This is a genomic window from Knoellia sp. B-D-2 (genome assembly GCF_057714695.1).
Genome location: NZ_CM173189.1, coordinates 3,819,844 through 3,838,270, shown reverse-complemented (window position 1 = coordinate 3,838,270; position 18,427 = coordinate 3,819,844). Strand labels below are relative to the sequence as shown.

The 18,427-nt window shown below is 70.3% G+C and carries 16 protein-coding genes; 8 read left to right on the top strand and 8 right to left on the bottom strand.

The window, feature by feature from the left end:
• Positions 1-441: 441 nt before the first annotated feature.
• Positions 442-2,097: a gamma-glutamyltransferase gene (locus AC3EU2_RS18220; RefSeq protein WP_488177682.1), complete on the bottom strand. Its 1,656-nt coding sequence runs from the start codon at positions 2,095-2,097 to the stop codon at positions 442-444.
• Positions 2,094-3,092 (bottom strand): DUF418 domain-containing protein, encoded by a 999-nt coding sequence (locus tag AC3EU2_RS18215; protein WP_488177681.1) that lies wholly within the window; start codon positions 3,090-3,092, stop codon positions 2,094-2,096. The genes AC3EU2_RS18220 and AC3EU2_RS18215 overlap by 4 nt, the downstream gene beginning before the upstream one ends.
• Before the next feature lie 887 nt (positions 3,093-3,979).
• On the opposite strand from AC3EU2_RS18215, the gene AC3EU2_RS18210 reads away from it, so the two are divergent.
• Positions 3,980-4,438: a helix-turn-helix transcriptional regulator gene (locus AC3EU2_RS18210; protein WP_488179515.1), complete on the top strand. Its 459-nt coding sequence runs from the start codon at positions 3,980-3,982 to the stop codon at positions 4,436-4,438.
• 275 nt (positions 4,439-4,713) lie between these two features.
• Complete coding sequence (locus AC3EU2_RS18205) at positions 4,714-5,784, top strand: tyrosine-type recombinase/integrase (protein ID WP_488177680.1); 1,071 nt, start codon at positions 4,714-4,716, stop codon at positions 5,782-5,784.
• Between the two features lie 21 nt (positions 5,785-5,805).
• Here AC3EU2_RS18205 and glnA read toward each other — a convergent pair whose 3' ends face one another.
• On the bottom strand, positions 5,806-7,230 hold the full coding sequence (glnA, locus tag AC3EU2_RS18200; protein ID WP_488177679.1) for a type I glutamate--ammonia ligase: 1,425 nt from the start codon (positions 7,228-7,230) through the stop codon (positions 5,806-5,808).
• 170 nt (positions 7,231-7,400) lie between these two features.
• Between glnA and AC3EU2_RS18195 the strand changes: the two genes are divergently transcribed.
• Positions 7,401-7,817: an RDD family protein gene (locus tag AC3EU2_RS18195; protein WP_488177678.1), complete on the top strand. Its 417-nt coding sequence runs from the start codon at positions 7,401-7,403 to the stop codon at positions 7,815-7,817.
• Between the two features lie 16 nt (positions 7,818-7,833).
• On the opposite strand, the gene AC3EU2_RS18190 is transcribed toward AC3EU2_RS18195, so the two are convergent.
• Positions 7,834-8,334, bottom strand: coding sequence for a hypothetical protein (locus AC3EU2_RS18190; RefSeq protein WP_488177677.1), 501 nt, complete (start codon positions 8,332-8,334; stop codon positions 7,834-7,836).
• A gap of 181 nt (positions 8,335-8,515) precedes the next feature.
• Here AC3EU2_RS18190 and AC3EU2_RS18185 point away from each other — a divergent pair, with 181 nt between their 5' ends.
• The gene (locus tag AC3EU2_RS18185; protein ID WP_488177676.1) at positions 8,516-10,525 is read left to right on the top strand and encodes a sensor histidine kinase; all 2,010 of its coding nucleotides are present in this window, start codon (positions 8,516-8,518) and stop codon (positions 10,523-10,525) included.
• Positions 10,522-11,166: a response regulator transcription factor gene (locus tag AC3EU2_RS18180; RefSeq protein WP_488177675.1), complete on the top strand. Its 645-nt coding sequence runs from the start codon at positions 10,522-10,524 to the stop codon at positions 11,164-11,166. Before AC3EU2_RS18185 ends, AC3EU2_RS18180 begins: the two co-directional genes overlap by 4 nt.
• A gap of 38 nt (positions 11,167-11,204) precedes the next feature.
• On the opposite strand, the gene AC3EU2_RS18175 is transcribed toward AC3EU2_RS18180, so the two are convergent.
• The 3 genes from AC3EU2_RS18175 to lipA all read right to left on the bottom strand — a co-directional run bounded on the left by AC3EU2_RS18175 (position 11,205) and on the right by lipA (position 13,743).
• Positions 11,205-11,849 carry a LysE family translocator gene (locus tag AC3EU2_RS18175; protein WP_488177674.1) on the bottom strand — a complete coding sequence of 215 codons (645 nt, stop codon included), beginning with the start codon at positions 11,847-11,849 and terminating at the stop codon, positions 11,205-11,207.
• Between the two features lie 62 nt (positions 11,850-11,911).
• Positions 11,912-12,649: a DUF4191 domain-containing protein gene (locus AC3EU2_RS18170; protein WP_488177673.1), complete on the bottom strand. Its 738-nt coding sequence runs from the start codon at positions 12,647-12,649 to the stop codon at positions 11,912-11,914.
• A gap of 68 nt (positions 12,650-12,717) precedes the next feature.
• Positions 12,718-13,743, bottom strand: a complete 1,026-nt coding sequence (gene lipA, locus AC3EU2_RS18165) for a lipoyl synthase (RefSeq protein ID WP_488177672.1) — start codon at positions 13,741-13,743, stop codon at positions 12,718-12,720.
• A gap of 189 nt (positions 13,744-13,932) precedes the next feature.
• Here lipA and AC3EU2_RS18160 point away from each other — a divergent pair, with 189 nt between their 5' ends.
• A complete protein-coding gene (locus AC3EU2_RS18160; protein WP_488177671.1) occupies positions 13,933-14,355 on the top strand; it encodes a hypothetical protein in 423 nt (140 codons plus the stop codon).
• A 24-nt stretch (positions 14,356-14,379) separates the two neighbouring features.
• Here the strand turns inward: AC3EU2_RS18160 and lipB are convergent, their stop codons facing one another.
• Positions 14,380-15,012, bottom strand: coding sequence for a lipoyl(octanoyl) transferase LipB (lipB, locus tag AC3EU2_RS18155; protein ID WP_488177670.1), 633 nt, complete (start codon positions 15,010-15,012; stop codon positions 14,380-14,382).
• A gap of 61 nt (positions 15,013-15,073) precedes the next feature.
• Here lipB and AC3EU2_RS18150 point away from each other — a divergent pair, with 61 nt between their 5' ends.
• Both AC3EU2_RS18150 and AC3EU2_RS18145 read left to right on the top strand, forming a co-directional pair.
• Complete coding sequence (locus AC3EU2_RS18150; RefSeq protein WP_488177669.1) at positions 15,074-17,362, top strand: MMPL family transporter; 2,289 nt, start codon at positions 15,074-15,076, stop codon at positions 17,360-17,362.
• A 9-nt stretch (positions 17,363-17,371) separates the two neighbouring features.
• Positions 17,372-18,427: a Gfo/Idh/MocA family protein gene (locus AC3EU2_RS18145; protein WP_488177668.1), complete on the top strand. Its 1,056-nt coding sequence runs from the start codon at positions 17,372-17,374 to the stop codon at positions 18,425-18,427.

Here is an 18,427-nt window from a genome sequence, read left to right as displayed (position 1 = left end):
CCAGTGATGGTCACGCCGGGCGGCTGCAACCGTGCTCTTACGGCGGTGTGGTCATGGCCGCGGGGGCCATGCCGGACGATGGACGATCAGTGCACCATTCTCCATTTGGGCCGAGGCCACCGCGAACGCTGCAGCCGGCCAGGGGCAGGCCAACCCCCACGCATGGAGGAAGAGCTCCCCGCATCACCTGGTCCTCGGTGGTTCACCCGGCGGGGAGCGCTTCGACACATTCGCCAGTGGTCTCGCAGCCTCGTTCGGCGGAGGCGCAGTCCGACCACTCGGTCGTGTGCCGTGAGCGCCAACGGCGCGCGTCGAAACCGCGCCGGGGTCAGCACACCGCCGATGTGCTGAGAGGACGCCAACATGTGCGGCCCCGACTAATGCTTGCAGCGTGGGCGCTGGTGGCGGAAGTGCTCAGCGAAGCCCGGATGAGGTCAGGGGTCAGCTGGAGACGGCGACCCCTGCCGAACGCCTCGTGTCAGCGATGCCGGTCACTGCACGGGCATCCCAGTCGACGGCAAGTGCTTGGACCGATCCCCAGGACGCGCGGTACGACTTGGGCATGACGCGAGTGCGGTAGTCGAGCTTCTGCAGGGCCGCCACATGCTCGCCGGACTCCAGACGCATCAACCCGTTGTCCAGCTTGAACCGGGGTGCCGGAACCGCTGCCTCCAGTCGTTGGCCGAGCAACGCCCACCTCAGCACCACGGAAGCGGTGGTGTTGGGGATCTGGCTGCCTCCGGGAGCGCCGATCACGAGGGCCGGGCGCCCGTCACTTCCCAGGACCATGGACGGGGAGCTCCACGTCACCGACCGGCGTCCCGGCTGCGGGCGGTTCGCCGTCCCGTTGCCGATGAGGTTGAAGCGCCCTAGCTGGTCGTTGAGGAAGAAGCCGCCGGTGTAGGTCTCCGAGCCCCAGTAGCTCGTGATGGTGTTGGTCATGGAGACCGCCATGCCGTCGTCGTCGACGACGGAGATGTGGGTGGTGTTCGGGTCGCCGGAGTTGTCCGGGCCGGTCCTGGCGCGGGGCTCCCGTTTGAGGGTCTTGGCGAGCGCCGCATTTCGAGCTTGCTCGGTGATGTCATCGAGCGGCACGTCGACGAAGTCCGGGTCGCCAAACCAGCGATGCACCGAGCGCTCGGCCACCTGCCATCCGCGGGACTGCATGTCAATGAATTCTGGGGAGTCCGGGTCCACGTCGCCGATACCCAGGGCTTCGGCGATCTGCGCCATTTGGATAATCGCGCCCCCCGGAAGGGCGGGCGCCCCCGAGAGAAACGTGAAATCGCCGAGGCGGCCACTGGCGGGCGTGGAGTGTTGGATCTTGTATGCCTTGAGTGATGCAGCGTCGAGCCCCGGCACCTCAGTGAAATGCCGTGTCAGGGAACCGTCGTAGACGGCGTTGGCGCCCTCGTTTGCCAGCACACGCATCGTCGCGGCGAGGTCCTTCTGCACCAAGGTGTCACCGCGACGCAGAATGCTGCCGTCGCTGCGGTGGAAGTGCTTGAGGTCGCGGACCACTCGGCGGCCGCGGACGGTAGCGAGCGTCTCCGCGAGGTAGGCCGAGACCGGACCGCCGTTCTCGGCAATGGCGATCGCCGGTTCGAGCAGGTCGGCCCACTTCTGTGTCCCGTAGCGCCGGTGGAGGTCGGCCATACCCGCGACAAACCCAGGTGTCCCCACGCCGCTCTCGGGCACCTCGCCCGACTGGGCGACCACCTCGCGGTAGTCGTGGTTGGCCTGCTCGTCCCCGCGGGCGACGATGCTGACCCCGCCCCCGCCGATGCCCGAGGACGCGGGCTGCATGACGGCGTCGGCGAAGGCTGCAGCGATTGCGGCATCGACGGCGTTGCCGCCACGGCCCAGGACGGCCATGGCCGCCTCGGTGGCCAGGGGGTGACCGGTGTTGGCCCCATGCGCTCCCAACGCCGGGGGACGTGGGGACCGTTGGTCACGTGAGGAGGCCGCCGTCGCGGAAGACGGTTCATCTGTTCCGTTCGTGCACCCGCCGACGAGCAAACCTGTGGCGAAGAGCCCAGTGATTGCCTGACGTCGGCTCGGCCGAGCGTGAGGGACTGACGTGTTGTGGGAGTTCATGCGCGTCCTTTCGCGATGTTGGCGAGCCAAGCGGCGCGCAGTATCCGTTCCAGCGGGCCGACACCCCAGCGACGCACCCACAGGGTGGCAAAGGCGGTGAAGCTGAGGACCAGCCCGATTGTCACCGGGACGCCCACAGCCCGCGACTCGATCCGTCCGCCCATCGCGGCGATGACGAAGAAATGGATGACGTAGAGCGTAAAGGCGAGCTGGCCGACGTGCGCCAGGGGCAGCGCCCACTGTGAAATCTTGGGCCAGAAGTACAAAGCACCACCGATGACGAATGTGGCGCTGCCGATGCTGCTGACCAACCACAGGGGCATCTGGCCGTGGGCTGCGCCGGTGAGCAGGCGCCTCCATCCGAAGTCGGCTCGTGCGCCGAGGATCATCGCGGACATCTGGCCCGTAACGAACGCAACTACTGCGACGGCAGCGCCGAGGATCAGCATGCGCCGCTGAAAGGTCCGGTCCCGGAGGTTTCGGCGGCCGAGCCACATTCCAGCTAGGAACGGCACCACCCAGACAAGCAGGGGGTACGCGCCAGACAGGAAGAGCGAGTGCAGGATCGTGCTCGGTGTCTCACCCAGCGTCGGCATCCGGGTCTTGTGCTCGCCAGGGATCTGGTCGGCCAGCACGATGACCGGGCCCACGAGGAGCATCAGGAGCGTGACGGCGGCCAAGGCACGGTCGGAGAGGCGTCTCCACAGCAGCGCACCCAGGAACAGCACTCCGTAGGTGGGCAGGATGACGCTGACCGCGGGGGTCAGAACCTGGAGTGCGAGGCCGCCAACAAGGAAAATCAGTGCCCTCCACAGCAACACCGGCCACCGGCCCGAGTGGTGCTGTCGTGAGGCCAGGAACAGCGACATCCCGACGCCTGCAAGGACCACGAACAGGATGGACGCCCGACCGAAGGGCAGCGTCCACACCTTGTTGAACCAGCCGTCGGAACGCACGGTGCCAAGATTGATCATCATCATGCCGATGAGAGCCACAGCCCGGGCAGCGTCAACAGCGTCAAGTCGCCCAGCGCTGTGAGTGTGGGGTAGGCGGGGAGTCGCTGACGCGCGGGCCTCGGTCATAATCCATGCTCCAGACACATAGGGGGTGCGGACGGGCGGCCGCGCCAGTTGTGCTCGATGGCGCGGCGACGGCGCGCATCTAAATGGTTGACGGCGAAGGGTTCTCTAACCGAGGCCCGATGAACAGCGTCAGCGCCCCTTGGGCGCCGGTGCTGCAGCGGCTGGGGGCGAGCGGCCATGGCGCCCACCGCACTCCTGGTCGAGTAGGGCTCAAAGCACTGCACCGACGTGACCACAACCGAGAGAACACTCAGCGTCCACGGTCGGTTTGTACACCTAGAAGGCGCGAGGGCAGCCGCAGCAGCGACAGGACGTGCTGGGCACTGAAGCCGAAGCCCAAGACGTACACGGCTACCGCGGACGCTGCCGGGGCAGAGCCGATTTACGTCCTATGGACGCATAGCCGTTCCGGAGCACCTTCGTAGACGGCGCGGGTTGTCCACAGCTCGGCAGCGGTAGACGAGCAACCTAGTTGGTTGACCATCGATCGTAAGTCGGCCCATGCAGGACGAAGAGGGGCCAGTTGCTCGCCAACCGCGGTGTACTTGCGAGTGGCCGTACGGGCCTGACTGCCCTCATCGAGCCCGTGCGGCGCGTGGCTGCTAGGCGAGTGGTGGTGGTTCGCGGTTGCCGAGCCGACGAGCGAATGAGTTGTCGCGTGGGCACCCGCGGCGAAACCCCACGATGCTCCGGCGGCACAAAGGAGGACGACCAGCAGACGCAGTAAGCGCCTACTCAGATCTGTCCTTGAAACCATGGGGTGATTCTAGGCCGGGCGCGGGGTGGCGCTGTCGGACGACATGCCGCACACGGCGGGCGCCGAGGTCTTCGCGAGATGCCATCGCGTGACATGGCCGTACCCTCGCTCGGACTTGATCTGGGGCATATCTGGTTGTACGCGTCGTTGGGTGACCACATCGGCTCGGTTCAACGCTTTAGGTCGACAGGATGCTGTCGTCGGCAATAGGTGGCTGGCGCGCCACGAAGGAGAGTTCATAGTGAGCACTTCCCAACCCCACTCAATTCAGCGTGCATCTACTCACGCCGATGACGAGCTACTCACTTTGCAGGAAGTAGCCGCTCTGGTCCGGGTACCGGTCGCAACGCTGCGCTACTGGCGCCACCTCGGGACGGGGCCTCGCAGTTTCAGGGTCGGACGGTGCGTTCGCTACTGGCGCACGGAGGTCGTAGCGTGGCTGGACCAGCAGTCCTCAGGGGCGGTGGACTTGGGGCGCGGCGGCGCGAATGCCGCCGGCTAGCACACCGGTCACCGAAATCGGGTGCGACAGACCCATGCGACCTCGGGGCATGCGTATTGCGACTCGAACTATGCAAGGGGATAGTTGAAGGGCGAGGTCGTCAACCTCAGACTGCTGCCGTGGCTTCACGGTGCGTCGCCACTCGCCGGCCTTGGAGCCATGGTGGCAAGGTTCGATGCCTCCGCAATCTGTCTGATGCAGCAGATCTCCGATGACTGTGGTCGCTGAGTAGATCGCGCCAACCAGCCGCATGGCACACCAGAAGGACTGTAAAGATGGCCAACATCGAGAAGCGACCCGGTGGGGTCTGGCGTGCGCGCTACTACGACGCGGCGGGTCGCCAGCACGCTCGTCATTTCAGGCGCAAGGTCGATGCCAAGAGCTGGATCGATGAGGTGACCGCCTCGCTCGTGACGGGCAACTATGTGGATCCGAGGGTGGCGCGGACCACCGTGTCTGACTGGTGCGACTCGTGGCTCGTCGGGTATGGGACTCGACGGAAGTCCACCGTGCGGCAGGCTGCCGTGCACGTGAAGGTGATCAAGGCCCACTTTGGGTCCACTCCGCTCTCCGCGGTAAAGCCGTCGGACGTGAAGGCTTGGACGGTGGCGCTGGGGGAGCGGTATGCGCCCTCGACGACTTACGCGACGTACCGCAGGTTCGCTCAGATCATGAGCGATGCCGTTCACGACGGGATCCTTCAGAAGTCGCCGTGCTCGAGGCGAACCTCACCTCCGCAGCCGAGGCAGCGGCCACATGTCGCGACGACCGAACAGGTGTGGGCCCTCCACGACGTCATGCCGGCGCACCTGCGCGTCGCCGTCCTGCTCGGTGCGTTTATCGGTCTGCGGGTGTCCGAGGCGGCAGCGCTTCGAGTGCAGGACGTGGACTACATGCGAGGTGTGGTCAAACCGCAGATCCAGTACCCGGACATGCCCCTGAAGTCCGAGATGAGCATGACGGCGGTGCCGATGCCATCGGAGCTGGCGCTGCTGTTGTCGGCGAACCATGCGGCATACGGCGGCACCACGGTCGTCACGACCGAGGACGGGCGGGCGACGACTCCGTACGCGATCGAGCGGGCGATCCGCGCAAGGAGAGGACAGGTTCCTGGGCTCCCGGAGGGCTTCCGGTTCCACGACCTGCGGCACTACCTCGCGTCGTTGTTGATCGCTTCTGGGCTCGACGTCAAGGTGGTCCAGACCAGGCTCCGCCACGCAACCGCGACCACGACGCTCAACACCTACGGCCACCTGTGGCCGGACGCCGACGAGTCCTCACGAGCCGCCGTGGCGGTGGCGCTGAATGCTCGTGAGGACTCGTCAAGGACTACTGGGGAGGCCTAGGCCTCTGACCTGCGGCTTTGCTCAGATGTCGAAGTACATCTCGAACTCGTGCGGGTGCGGACGGAAGCGGATCGGGTCGACCTCGTTCTTGGTCTTCCACTCGATCCACGTGTCGATGAGGTCCTGCGTGAAGACGTCGCCCTCGAGCAGGAACTCGTGGTCGGCCTGGAGTGCCTCGAGCACGGCCGGCAGCGAGCCGGGGACCTGCTCGATGGCCTCGTGCTCCTCCGGGGGGAGCTCGTACAGGTCCTTGTCCACCGGCTCCGGGGGCTCGATGCGGTTCTTGATCCCGTCGAGGCCGGCCATGAGCTGCGCGGCGAACGCGAGGTACGGGTTGCAGGACGGGTCCGGGATGCGGAACTCGATGCGCTTGGCCTTGGGGGAGTCGCCGGCGATCGGGATGCGGACGCAGGCGGAGCGGTTGCGTGCCGAGTAGACGAGGTTGACCGGCGCCTCGTAGCCCGGGACCAGGCGGTGGTAGGAGTTCACCGTCGGGTTGGTGAAGGCGAGCACCGCGGGGGCGTGCTTGAGCAGGCCACCGATGTACCAACGGGCGAGGTCGGACAGGCCGCCGTAGCCGCGCTCGTCGTAGAAGAGGGGCTCGCCGTCCTTCCAGAGCGACTGGTGGGTGTGCATGCCCGAGCCGTTGTCACCGAAGATCGGCTTCGGCATGAACGTCGCGGTCTTGCCGCCCTGCCACACCGTGTTCTTGACGACGTACTTGAACTTCATCATGTCGTCGCCGGACTGGAGCAGCGTGCCGAAGCGGTAGTTGATCTCCTGCTGGCCGGCGGTGCCGACCTCGTGGTGGCTGCGCTCGACGTTGATGCCGACCTTGTCGAGGTTGAGGCAGATGTTGTCGCGCATGTCGGCGAAGTGGTCGACCGGCGGGACGGGGAAGTAGCCGCCCTTGTAGCGGGTCTTGTAGCCCTTGTTGCCACCCTCCTCGACGCGCCCGGTGTTCCAGGCCGCCTCGATCGAGTCGACGTAGTAGTAGGACGCGTTCGCCTTGGTCTCGAAGCGGACGTCGTCGAAGACGTAGAACTCGGCCTCGGCGCCGAAGAACGCGGTGTCGGCGATGCCGGTCGACTTGAGGTAGGCCTCGGCCTTCGCGGCGATGTTGCGCGGGTCGCGGCTGTACGGCTCGTCGGTGAACGGGTCGACGATCGAGAAGTTCATGATGAGCGTCTTGTGCTCGCGGAACGGGTCGAGGTACGCCGAGCTCACGTCGGGGATGAGCTTCATGTCGGACTCGTGGATGGCCTGGAACCCGCGGATCGAGGACCCGTCGAACGCCTGACCGTTGGTGAAGAAGTCCGCGTCGACCGTCTCGGCGGGCACGTTGAAGTGCTGCATGACTCCGGGCAGGTCGCAGAAGCGAATGTCGACGAACTTGACGTCCTCGTCCTTGATGAACGACAGGACCTCGTCAGCAGAGCTGAACACGTGGGTCTCTCCTTGGCTGGGGTGATCGGGGCGGTGCCCCGGGCATGGCACCGACCCTAGAGGGCACCGGTTTCTCGTCCATGACCCGGATGTTTCACCGGTGTTACAGCCTGCCAGAGGCCCACTGACCCGCGTCGGGCCGTCTCGGGCACACGGCATACAGTCCTGCTGTGAGCACGACGGAACCGCAGGAGTATGCCGGCCAGCAGCTCGGTATGCCGGCCGCCGGTCCCGGGTCGATGGCTCCGCTGTGGCGTCGCGCCGTCGGGCTGCTCGTCGACTGGGTGCTCGTGCAGCTGCTGTCGGCGCTCGCCTTCGGTGCCGAGCTGGGCGCCGGGGGAGCGCAGGCGTTCGTGCCGCTCGGCGTCCTCGCGGTCCTCAACGTCCTCGCCATCACGGCGTTCGCCGCCACGCCGGGGCAGGCACTCATGGGCCTGCAGGTGCTGCAGATCCGCCCCGGGTCGTTCACGCTCCAGGTCCTCGTCCGGACCGGGCTGCTGTGCCTCTTCGTCCCGGCGCTGCTCACCGACCGCCACGGCCGCGGCTTCCACGACGCGGCCGCGGGCACGGTCATCGTCCGCCGCTGACCCGGCCGGGGTCTGGTCAGGAGCAGGTGAAGACGTCGCGGCTCACCGTGGTCACGCCGTTCGCGTTCACGGTCACCTTGCCGGCGAGGTGCAGGTCGAGGCTCGACCCGTCGGTGCCGGACAGCGACGTCTTGAGGCGGTACTGCCCGACGCGCAGGACGTCGCCCTCCGGGGTGAACTCGGTCGCGACCGCGTTGACCTTCTCGCGGTAGGTCCCGCTGTAGGTGGGCAGGGAAGCGTCGTCGGGGACGAGCTCCACGAGGCCGTGGATGACGCCGTTGATGTGCAGCTCGCCGGTCTGGCGCCCACCGGGCGGCGTGACGACCCGGTAGCCGCCGGTCCGGACCTCGCGGAAGCTCCCTGCCCAGGGGACGCAGAAACCCTCGCCGGCGGCGAAGTGCTCGACGGCGTCGTAGTCCTCCGGCCAGAAGTCGTGCAGGGCGCCGGCGGCGGCAGCTCCCGCCGAGCCGACGGTCAGGGCGGTGGCCGCGACGAGGGTCGTGATGAGGCGTCGCATGGTGTCTCCTTCGGGTGGCGTGCCTCGCGGGCACGCGGGTGGGTGGTGGGACCTCGAGCGGACCACGTGCCGGGTCGGGGCCGGATCGGTCATGGGACCCGGGTCGGCCGGGACGATCTCCCGGGCGCCGAGGGACATCGGACCGGGGACGGGGCGGCGCTGTCGGGAGGACACTTCAGGGATGGGATCGGCCTTGCTCGACCGGAGGCGCAGCGCCGCCGGATGGTTCCTCGCCCTCGTGGTGCTGACGCTGTACCTGACCATCCCGCTGTCGCTGGCGGGCGACGTCCTGCAGCGTCCCGGGGTCGTCTCGCCGCACTCCGACCTGTGGATCGGGCCGATCGTCGCGGCGTTCGCCCTGTCCGGTGCCGCCCTCACCCACCTGAGACCGAGGAACGCCATCGGCTGGCTGCTGCTGCTGTCGGCGCTGCTCCAGGTCACCAACCTCGCCGCCAGCGCGTACTCCGTCCGCGCGCTCACCGACCCCGACGGGTCGCTTCCCCTCGGGCTCGCCACGGCCTGGGTGGCCTCGTGGACGTGGCTTCCCTCGCTGCTGCTCGTCGCGCTCGTGCTCCCCGCGCTGTACCCGGCTGGGCACCCTCCGTCGAGGTACTGGGCGTGGCACGTCCGCCTGACCGTCGTCGCCATCGTGAGCGGGTCCGTGCTCTTGGGGGTCGCGCCCGGTGCCCTCGACGACGGGGTGGCAGGCACGGAGCTGCCGTGGTCGGTCCCGGCGTGGGCGCTGTGGGTCGTCGGTGCGCCGACCGTCGTCCTCCTCGCGGTTTCCGCCGTGAGCGTCATCGTCGGGACCGCCTGGCGTGCCGTGCGAGCCAGCGCCCCGGAGCGCCAGCAGCTCCTGTGGCTGCTCAGCGTCGTGGCGCTCATGGTCGGGACCGTCTTCACCGAGTACCGGTTCCTCTTCGGCCTGTCGTACGGCCTCGTCCCCGTCGCCGTGTCGATCGGTGTGCTGCGCTACCGGCTCCTCGGCATCGAGGTGGCCCTGCGCCGCACGCTGCTCTACGTCCCGATGACCGTGTTGGTCGCCCTCGTCGTCGGCGGGCTGACGACGGTTCTGGCCGACGTGCTGCCCGAGGGTCCGCTCCCGCTGCTCGTCGCCTCCGCCGTGGTCGTCGTCGTCATGCTTCCCCTGGCGCAGCGGTTGCGGGTCGTGGTCGACCGTCTCGTGCTGGGGGAGCGGGCCGACCCCCTCGCCCTCGTCGACCGCGTGGCCGCCGACCTCGAGGTCCCCCACGACGACCCCGTGGCGGCGATGCTCGAGGCGGTCGCGTCCGCTGCGGGCGCGTCGTGGGCCGTGGTGCGCGATCCCACGGGCCGGCTCGTCGCGCAGGTGGGGGCGGTCGACGACCGCGCTGCGCCGACGACGACGGTGGGGCTGAGGCACGGTGGCGAGGACCTCGGCACCGTGGCCATCGGCGTGACACGGGGACGTCCGGAGGTCACCGGGACCGGTCAACGGATCGCCGCCGCGCTGGCCCCGCACCTCGCCGTCGTCGTCCACGCCCGGCACCTCGCCGAGACCCTGGAGCGCGAACGCGAGCGCGTCACCACGGCCACCCTGGCCGAACGTGATCGCCTCCGACGCGACCTCCACGACGGCCTCGGACCCTCGCTGTCGGGGATCGCGCTCGGGCTCGAAGCTGCTGCCGTCGCCCAGACGACCGACCCCGCCTCGGTTCCCGCCCTGCTCTCCCGGACCCGGGCGGAGGCCGACTCGGCCGTGACGGAGATCCGACGGGTGGTCGACGGGCTGCGTCCCGCCACGCTGGTCCTGCGCGGCCTGCCAGCCGCCGTCCGCGACACCGCGTCCATGCTCGGGCTCGGCCGACCCGGCGGCGTGGGCTTCCGCTTGGAGGCGGACCTCCCACCCGTCATCGCACCGGCGGTGGAGGAGGCCGCCTTCCGCATCGTCGCCGAGGCGCTGACCAACGTCGTGCGGCACGCGGATGCGACCCGCTGCGCGGTGTCCCTCCGCGGAGTCGACGGGGGGCTCCACGTCGTCGTGTCCGACGACGGTCGCGGGCCGTTCCCCGTCAACGGCTCTGGCGTGGGGCTCGACTCGATGCGGCGCCGGGCCGCCGACCTCGACGGCCGGCTGCACGTCGACCCGGTCGACCGGGTGGGAGGGGGCGGCACCGTGGTCACCGCGGTCCTGCCCCTGGTCGCGCCATGACGGTGCGCGTCGTCGTCGCCGACGACCACCCGATGTACCGCTTCGGCCTCGCCGCCGTGCTCGCTCAGGCGGCGGGGGTCGAGGTCGTCGCCGAGGTCGGCGACGGGAACGCGCTCCTGAGGGCGGCCACCGACCTCGCACCCGACGTCGTCATCACCGACCTCACGATGCCGGACCTCGACGGCGTCACGGCGACCCGCCGGCTGCTCGAGGCACGACCCGGGCTGGCGGTCCTCGTGCTGTCGATGCACGAGGACGACGAGCACGTGTTCGCCGCCCTGCGCGCCGGCGCCCGCGGCTACCTCGTCAAGGGAGCCGACGGCACCGAGATCGTGGGAGCGGTGCGGGCCGTGGCTGCGGGAGGCGCGGTGTACGGCGGAAGCGTCGCAAGACGGATCGTGTCCTTCTACGCCGGCGGCGAGCAGGGCTCACCCACGGCGCGCGCCTTCCCGGACCTCACCCCACGGGAACGGGAGGTGCTCGAGCTCATCGCCGTCGGCTGCCGCAACCACGAGATCGCGCGCCGGCTCGAGCTGTCGGAGAAGACCGTCCGCAATCACGTGTCCCAGGTGCTCGCCAAGCTCCAGGTGCCCGACCGCACCTCGGCCGCGCTCCGGGCGCGCGACACGGGGATCGGCTGACCGCGCCGGCACGGCGGGGGTGAGGCGGGTGGACGGCCTCAGACCGTGCGCGACCCCGTGGCCGCGGTGAAGCCGCCGAGGCCGATGTAGGTCAGGCCGACCGCGACCCGGCCCTTGGCCGACCCGCTGCGTCGCCGGGCCAGCCGGGTGGAGATCGTGCCGGCGAGCGCGCCGTAGCTCGCGTCGAAGACGAGGCCGATGGCGACGAAGACGACGCCGAGCACGAGGATCTGGCCGGTCATCGACCCGCGGGCGGGGTCGAGGAACTGGGGGAAGAACGCGAGGAAGAACAGGGCGACCTTGGGGTTAGCGATCCCGACGAGGTAGCCCTGCCGCCAGCTCGTCCAGTCGCTCTGTCTCGGTTCGATCGTCGGGACGTCGACCGTCGTCGTCGCGCCGCGCGTGCGCAGGACCCCGATCCCGAGCCAGACGAGGTAGGCCGCCCCGGCGTACCTCACGACCGACAGCGCCAGGGCCGACGTCGCGAGCACGGCGGTGAGCCCGAACGCCGTCGCGAGCACGAACGTCGCGGTCGCCGACTCGACGCCGATCGCCGACATCACCCCGACGCGCCGCCCACCGGCGACCCCCCGGGCCACGAGGAAGAGCATCGCCGGACCGGGGAAGAGGATGAGCAGCAGCGACGCACCGGCGAACGCAGCGAGGGTGGTGGCGGACGGCATACGGCGAACGCTAGACCCGGGCCACGGGGGATGGCGAGGGGATTCCGCGACGTGGGCGGGGCCTACTTGCCGCGCGTGGCCTTGCGGTCGACGCGAGCACGGGTCGGGTCCATGCCTGCAGGCACGCCGGTGCGGAGGCCACCGAGCGACTTGAGGCGCTTGTTGACCACCGACGCCTCGTCCTTGGTGAGGACCGGGCGCATCCGGGTGAGCTTCGAGCTGATCTTGCTGACCTTGACCTCGCCCTCGCCGTCGCCGACGACCCAGAGGTGGACGGGCACGCCGGGGGCGACGCGGTTGGTCTTCTTCTCCTCGGCCTTGAGCAGCTTGAGCACACGCTGCTTGGGACCCTCGCCGAGGAGCACGACGCCCGGACGACCCAGGGCGCGGAACACCATGGCGGCGCTCGACATGTCGCCCGGCTTGGAGGCGCGGTTGACGTCGACGGCGACCGGCTCGGTCGAGGCGTACCAGCCACGACGGCCCATGCTCTGCAGGGCGGCGCCGGCGGCGCCGGCCTGGCCCTCGAGGACGCCGTACATGGCCTTGTTACCGCGGCGGTTCATCACGAAGGTGGCGGCGAGCAGCGCGGCCGGGATGGCGATGAGGACGAGGTACCAGCGCCACAGCCCGCCGAGGAGGAAGCCGATCCCGACGATGACCGCGAAGGTCACGAGCGCCGCCAGCAGCATGAACCACCCGATCTTGCCGTCGAGCTGCTTGATCGCGCGGTAGCCCTGGCGGATCTCGGCGAACCGGCCGGGCTTCTTCTCTTCGGTGCTCTCTTTGGCCTTGGCCACGGGGTGCGTGCTCCTGCGTCAGTTGAGTGGCGGCTGGGTGCGCGCCGGTGCGGAAACGATCTCGTGGATCAGGATACGGCCCGCGCGGAGCGCGCCACCAGTGACGCGGCCTCCTGGCGGGCGGGGTCGCTCGCGGCCTGGGCGAGGTGGGACAGGTGCTCCGGGATGGGGCGGCCCCACTTCGTCATCGCCGTGGCCCACAGGCGTCCGGCGCGGTAGGACGAGCGCACGAGCGGGCCGGCCATGACGCCCTTGAAGCCCATGTCCTCGGCCACCGTGCTCCAGTGGACGAACTCCTCCGGCTTGACCCACCGGTCGATGGGGTGGTGCAGCTTGGAGGGGCGGAGGTACTGGGTGATCGTGAGGATGTCGCAGCCGGCGTCGTGGAGGTCGGCGATGGCCTGCTCGACCTCGTGGTCCTCCTCGCCCATGCCGAGGATGAGGTTGGACTTGGTGACGAGCTCGGCCTCGCGGGCCATCGACAGCACCGCGAGCGACTTCTCGTAGGTGAAGGCCGGCCGGATCTGGCGGAAGATGCGCGGCACCGTCTCGAGGTTGTGCGCGAACACCTCGGGGCGCGCGTCGAAGACCTGCCCGACGAGCTCGGGCTTGGCCCCGAAGTCGGGCGGGAGGATCTCGACGCCGGTGTTGGGGTTGAGGGCGTGGATCTGGCGGATCGTCTCGGCGTAGAGGCCGGCGGCGCCGTCGGGCTGGTCGTCGCGGGCGACGCCGGTCACGGTGGAGTAGCGCAGACCCATCTGCTGCACCGACTCGGCCACGCGGCGCGGCTCGTCGAGGTCGAGCGTGGTGGGGCGGCCCGTGGCGATGTCGCAGAAGTCGCAGCGGCGGGTGCAGACGTCACCGCCGATGAGGAAGGTCGCCTCCTTGTCCTCCCAGCACTCGAAGATGTTGGGGCAGGAGGCCTCCTGGCAGACGGTGTGCAGGCCCTCCTTCTTCACCATCGAGTGGAGCTGGGTGTACTCCGGCCCCATCTTCGCGGTGGTCCGGATCCACTCGGGCTTGCGCTCGATCGGGGTCTCGGCGTTGCGGGCCTCGACACGCAGGAGACGACGTCCTTCGGGTGCGGCAGTCACGCGCTCCAGAGTACGCCCGGCCCCGGACAACCCCGTCACCGCCGGTCGGCCTCCGGGCCGGGCACCCTGCGCGGCAACCGTCCTCGGACGGGCGTCCTCACGCACGGCGAGCCGCTGCCGGCGTCCGTATGCCGCGCGGCGTGTCCCCCGCGGCCGGAACCTCGCGAGGCCCGGTAACGTCGAACGGACATGAGACGCATCGCAGCGTGGGGACTGGTCGGTCTGCTGGGGGCCTGTGGGTCCCCGAGCGACGCCGGGGACACACCGGGCCCGGTCCGGACGCCCACGGCGTTGTCCGGCTCCGGCACGGGCACCGACTGCGGCGTGGTCGTCCTGCGGCAGGGGGAGCGGCTCGAGGTCGCGGGTGCCATGCAGCGCGCCTGCCTGGAGGCCGCTCTTCGGGAGGGACGCGGTGCCGTGCTCACGGTCACGGCGCCCACGGTCGAGGGCGACCCGGTCGTCACCTCGTGGCGGCTCGGGGCCGATGGCACGCTCGCGGCCGACATCGACGCGAGCCGCGACCGCTTCGCCGGGAGCCAGCCGCGGACCCGGACCAGCTGCGGCGTCGTCACGGCGATCCCGAGCCCGCTCGCGTGCGACGGCAGCGGGTGACGCGCGGCATACGCCGTCGTGGGCTCAGCCGAGGACGTCGGTGAGGTGCTTCTCGGCGTAGGGGAGCAGGTCCTGCACGGTCACCGTGCGCCCGGCCTCGTGACTGATCGACGACACCCCGGCGTCCGGGATGCCGCACGCGACGATGTTGTCGGCCCACGACAGGTCGGCGTCGCAGTTGAGGGCGAACCCGTGCATCGTCGTCCGCCGGCTCACCCGCACCCCGATCGCTCCGAGCTTGCGGTCCGGCCCGCGGTCGTCGGCAAGGACCCAGACGCCACTGCGTCCGTCGACGCGCACCGTCTCCACCCCGAACTCGCGGGTCATCCGCATCATCGCGTCCTCGAGCCGACGCACGTGCGCGACGACGTCGATCGGGACCGTCGGCAGCGCGACGATCGGGTAGCCGACGAGCTGCCCCGGACCGTGCCACGTGATCTTGCCGCCGCGGTCGACGTCGACGACCGGTGTGCCGTCGAACGGTCGCTCGTGCGGCTCGGTCCGCTTGCCGGCGGTGTAGACCGCGGCGTGCTCGAGCAGCAGGGTCGTGTCGGGCTCGCGGCCCTCCGCCACCGCTGCGTGGACGACCCGCTGGCGCTCCCAGCCGTCGAGGTAGTCGACGTAGTCTGGAGCGAAGCCGAGGTGCACGAAACGCATGCCCCCACCGTATGCCGTCCGACCGCCTGACGCTGCGCCGCCGGGGACCTAGGGTGATCGGGTGAACCGCCACAGAGCCCGGCCCGGGCGGCCCCGGTCCCTGCTCTTCGGAGCCCTCGTCATCATCCTGTGCTGGCTCGCGGTCGGAGCCGTCGGCGGCCCCGCGACCGGTCGGCTCTCCGAGGTCCAGAAGAACGACAACGCGTCCTTCCTCCCCACCGACGCCGAGTCCACCGCGGTGCTCGAGCGGGTGAGCCGCTTCACCGACGAGGAGGAGATCCCCCTCATCCTCGTCGCCGAGCAGGGTGACGGCGCCGAGCTCGACGAGAAGGACGGGCTCGCGCTGGTCCAGCTCACGCAGGCCCTGCCCGGCCTCCCGCTGCCCGGTACGGACCGGACGCTCGGCGACTACCTCGTGGCCGGGACGCAGCTGGTCCCGATCCCCAGCGAGGACCGCAAGGCCGTCCTCGTCGTCATCCCCCTCACGGAGGCGGCGGTCTCGGACGTCGTCGAGGGGGAGGCGCCCATCATCTCCGCGGCGGAGGAGGTGCGGGTCAAGGCGCGCATCGCCCTCTCCGGAACCGGGCTCACCTCCAGCGTCGGGGGACCCGGCGGTCTCGTCGCCGACTTCTCCTCGGCCTTCGCCGGGATCGACGGCGTCCTGCTGCTCGTCGCGCTCGCGGTCGTGCTCGTCATCCTGCTCATCGTCTACCGCAGCCCGATCCTGCCGGTCGCCGTGCTGCTCAGCGCCGTCTTCGGGCTCAGCCTCGCCGCGCTCGTCGTCCGGCCCCTCGCCGAGAGCGGCACGATCGAGCTCTCCGGCCAGTCGCAGGGGATCATGTTCATCCTCGTCGTCGGCGCCGCCACCGACTACGCACTCCTGCTCGTGAGCCGCTTCCGCGAGGAGCTGCACGGCGAGCCGAACACCTGGCTGGCGCTGCGCCGGGCCTGGCGGGGATCGGTCGAGCCGATCGTCGCCTCCGGTGCGACGGTGATCCTCGGCCTGCTGTGCCTGCTGCTGGCCGACCTGCGCAACACCGCCGGACTCGGCCCGGTCGGTGCGCTCGGCATCGCCGGCGCCCTGCTGGCCTCCCTGACGTTCCTGCCCGCGGTCCTGCTCGTCATCGGGCGCAAGGCGTTCTGGCCGTTCGCCCCCCGCGTCGACAACGTGCACGCCGAGGACGTCGTCGGCACCCGGGCCCTGTGGGGCCGGGTCTCCGGACTGGTCGGCCGGCACCCTCGCCGGGTCTGGGTCAGCACGCTCGCCGTCCTCCTCGCCGCCGCGGCGTTCGCCCCGACCTTCAGCGCCGAGGGCGTGAGCATCAAGGACACCTTCCTCACCGCGACCGACTCCGTCGATGCGCAGGAGGCCATCGAGCGCCACTTCCCCGCCGGGTCGGGCAGCCCCATCCAGGTCGTCGTGCCCGCGGAGCGCGCCGAGGCGGTGCGCGAGGCGATGGAGGCCGACGACGGGATCGAGGGCGCCTTCGTCGGCCTGACCCCGCCGATCCCCGGGCAGGAGCCACCCACGGCGGCACCGGTCGACGGCCTGCAGCTCGTGCAGGGCACGGCGACCGGCGCCTCCGACAGCCCCGAGGCCGAGGAGACCGTGCGGCGGCTGCGGGTCTCGCTCGACGACGTGAGCGAGGAGGCGCTCGTCGGGGGCCAGGCGGCGATCAACCTCGACGTCCTCGAGGCGAGTGGACGCGACCTGCGCGTCATCGTGCCCGCGATCCTCGTCGTGATCTTCCTCGTGCTGTGCCTGCTGCTGCGCTCCTTCGTCGCGCCGCTGCTCCTCGTCGTCGCCAACGTCGTCTCGTTCGCGGCGACCATCGGGGTCGCGGCCCTCGTCTTCGACGGGCTCGGGTTCGGCGGCAGCGACCCGGCGATCCCGCTCTACGGGTTCGTCTTCCTCGTCGCCCTGGGGATCGACTACTCGATCTTCCTCATGACGCGCGTGCGCGAGGAGTCGATCCACCGCGGGACGAGGCCCGGCATCCTCGTCGGGCTCGCCGTCACCGGCGGTGTCATCACGAGCGCGGGCATCGTCCTCGCCGCGACGTTCTCGTCGCTGTCCGTCCTGCCCCTCGTCTTCCTCGTGCAGGTGGCCTTCATCGTCGCCTTCGGCGTCATCCTCGACACCTTCGTCGTCCGCAGCCTCCTCGTCCCGGCCGCCGCGCACGACCTCGGACCGGCGGTGTGGTGGCCCGCCCGACTGGCCGGGGACCGCCGCGACGACACCGCGGGTGGCGCCGGCGGCGGGGGTGCCGACGACGGCGAGCGTGTCGACGACGCCGGGGGCGACCCGACGGACGAGACGTTCGCCTCGAGGGCGCCGGCCGCCCACTAGGGTCCAGCCATGGTCAGAGTCGGGCTCGCAGGGTACGCATCGGCAGGGCGCCACTTCCACGCGCCGCTCATCCGCGACGCGGGGCTGGAGCTGGCCGCCGTGGCCACCGCCAACCCCGAGCGCCGCGCCGAGGTCGCCGCCGACTTCCCGCAGGCGCAGGTGGTCGACGACCTCGAGGCGCTCCTCGCTCTCGAGGGACTCGACGTCATCGTCCTCGCCACCCCGACGGGCAGCCACCTCGAGCACGCCCAGCGGGTCATCGACGCGGGCATCGCGTGCGTCGTCGACAAGCCGCTCGCCGTCAACGCGGACGACGCTCTGTCGCTCGTGGACGCCGCGGAGCGGGCGGGCGTGCCCCTCACGGTCTTCCAGAACCGGCGGTACGACCACCAGTTCGCCACGCTCGCCACGGTCGTCTCCGACCGCCTTGCAGGAGAACCGTTCCGGTGCGAGCTGCGGTGGGAACGCTGGCGGCCGGTGGCCAAGGACCGGTGGCGCGAGAACGCACCGGCGACCGAGGGCGGCGGCATCCTGCTCGACCTGCACGCGCACCTCATCGACATGGCGGTCCGGCTCTTCGGGCCGGTCACCACCGTCTTCGCGACCGTCGAGGCGCACAGCACGACGTCCGAGGACGACGCCTTCCTCGTCTGCCGACACGACTCCGGCGTGGTCAGCCACCTGGGTGCCACGTCCCTGTCCGGGGCGGCAGGGCCGCGGGTCCGCCTGCTCGGGCGGGGGGCGGCCTACGTCCAGAACGACTTCAACGGCGAGCCGAACGTCCTCCCGGACACGGCCGACGCCGACCCGGAGCACTGCGGCTGGCTGTACCGCGAGACCGAGCGGGAGGCGGTGCCGACCACGCCGTCGAGCCCCGTCGAGTTCTACCGGGCCGTCGGGGCGGCGCTGGCCGCGGACGACCCCCAGCCCGCCATGCCGGTCGACCCGCACGACGCGGTCCACACGCTCGCCGTCATCGACGCCGCACGGCTCAGCTCCGAGGGGCAGCGGGTCGTCGAGGTCATCACGCCCGGCACCCGGCCCGGGCACGCCGACGAGGTGTGA

Bases quoted from the DNA above. Each gene is read 5' to 3' on its own strand.
- AC3EU2_RS18220 (WP_488177682.1), bottom strand. From the start codon at position 2,097: ATGAACTCCCACAACACGTCAGTCCCTCACGCTCGGCCGAGCCGACGT.
- AC3EU2_RS18210 (WP_488179515.1), top strand. From the start codon at position 3,980: ATGCCGCACACGGCGGGCGCCGAGGTCTTCGCGAGATGCCATCGCGTG.
- AC3EU2_RS18205 (WP_488177680.1), top strand. From the start codon at position 4,714: ATGGCCAACATCGAGAAGCGACCCGGTGGGGTCTGGCGTGCGCGCTAC.
- AC3EU2_RS18190 (WP_488177677.1), bottom strand. From the start codon at position 8,334: ATGCGACGCCTCATCACGACCCTCGTCGCGGCCACCGCCCTGACCGTC.
- AC3EU2_RS18185 (WP_488177676.1), top strand. From the start codon at position 8,516: ATGGGATCGGCCTTGCTCGACCGGAGGCGCAGCGCCGCCGGATGGTTC.
- AC3EU2_RS18180 (WP_488177675.1), top strand. From the start codon at position 10,522: ATGACGGTGCGCGTCGTCGTCGCCGACGACCACCCGATGTACCGCTTC.
- AC3EU2_RS18175 (WP_488177674.1), bottom strand. From the start codon at position 11,849: ATGCCGTCCGCCACCACCCTCGCTGCGTTCGCCGGTGCGTCGCTGCTG.
- AC3EU2_RS18160 (WP_488177671.1), top strand. From the start codon at position 13,933: ATGAGACGCATCGCAGCGTGGGGACTGGTCGGTCTGCTGGGGGCCTGT.
- lipB (WP_488177670.1), bottom strand. From the start codon at position 15,012: ATGCGTTTCGTGCACCTCGGCTTCGCTCCAGACTACGTCGACTACCTC.
- AC3EU2_RS18145 (WP_488177668.1), top strand. From the start codon at position 17,372: ATGGTCAGAGTCGGGCTCGCAGGGTACGCATCGGCAGGGCGCCACTTC.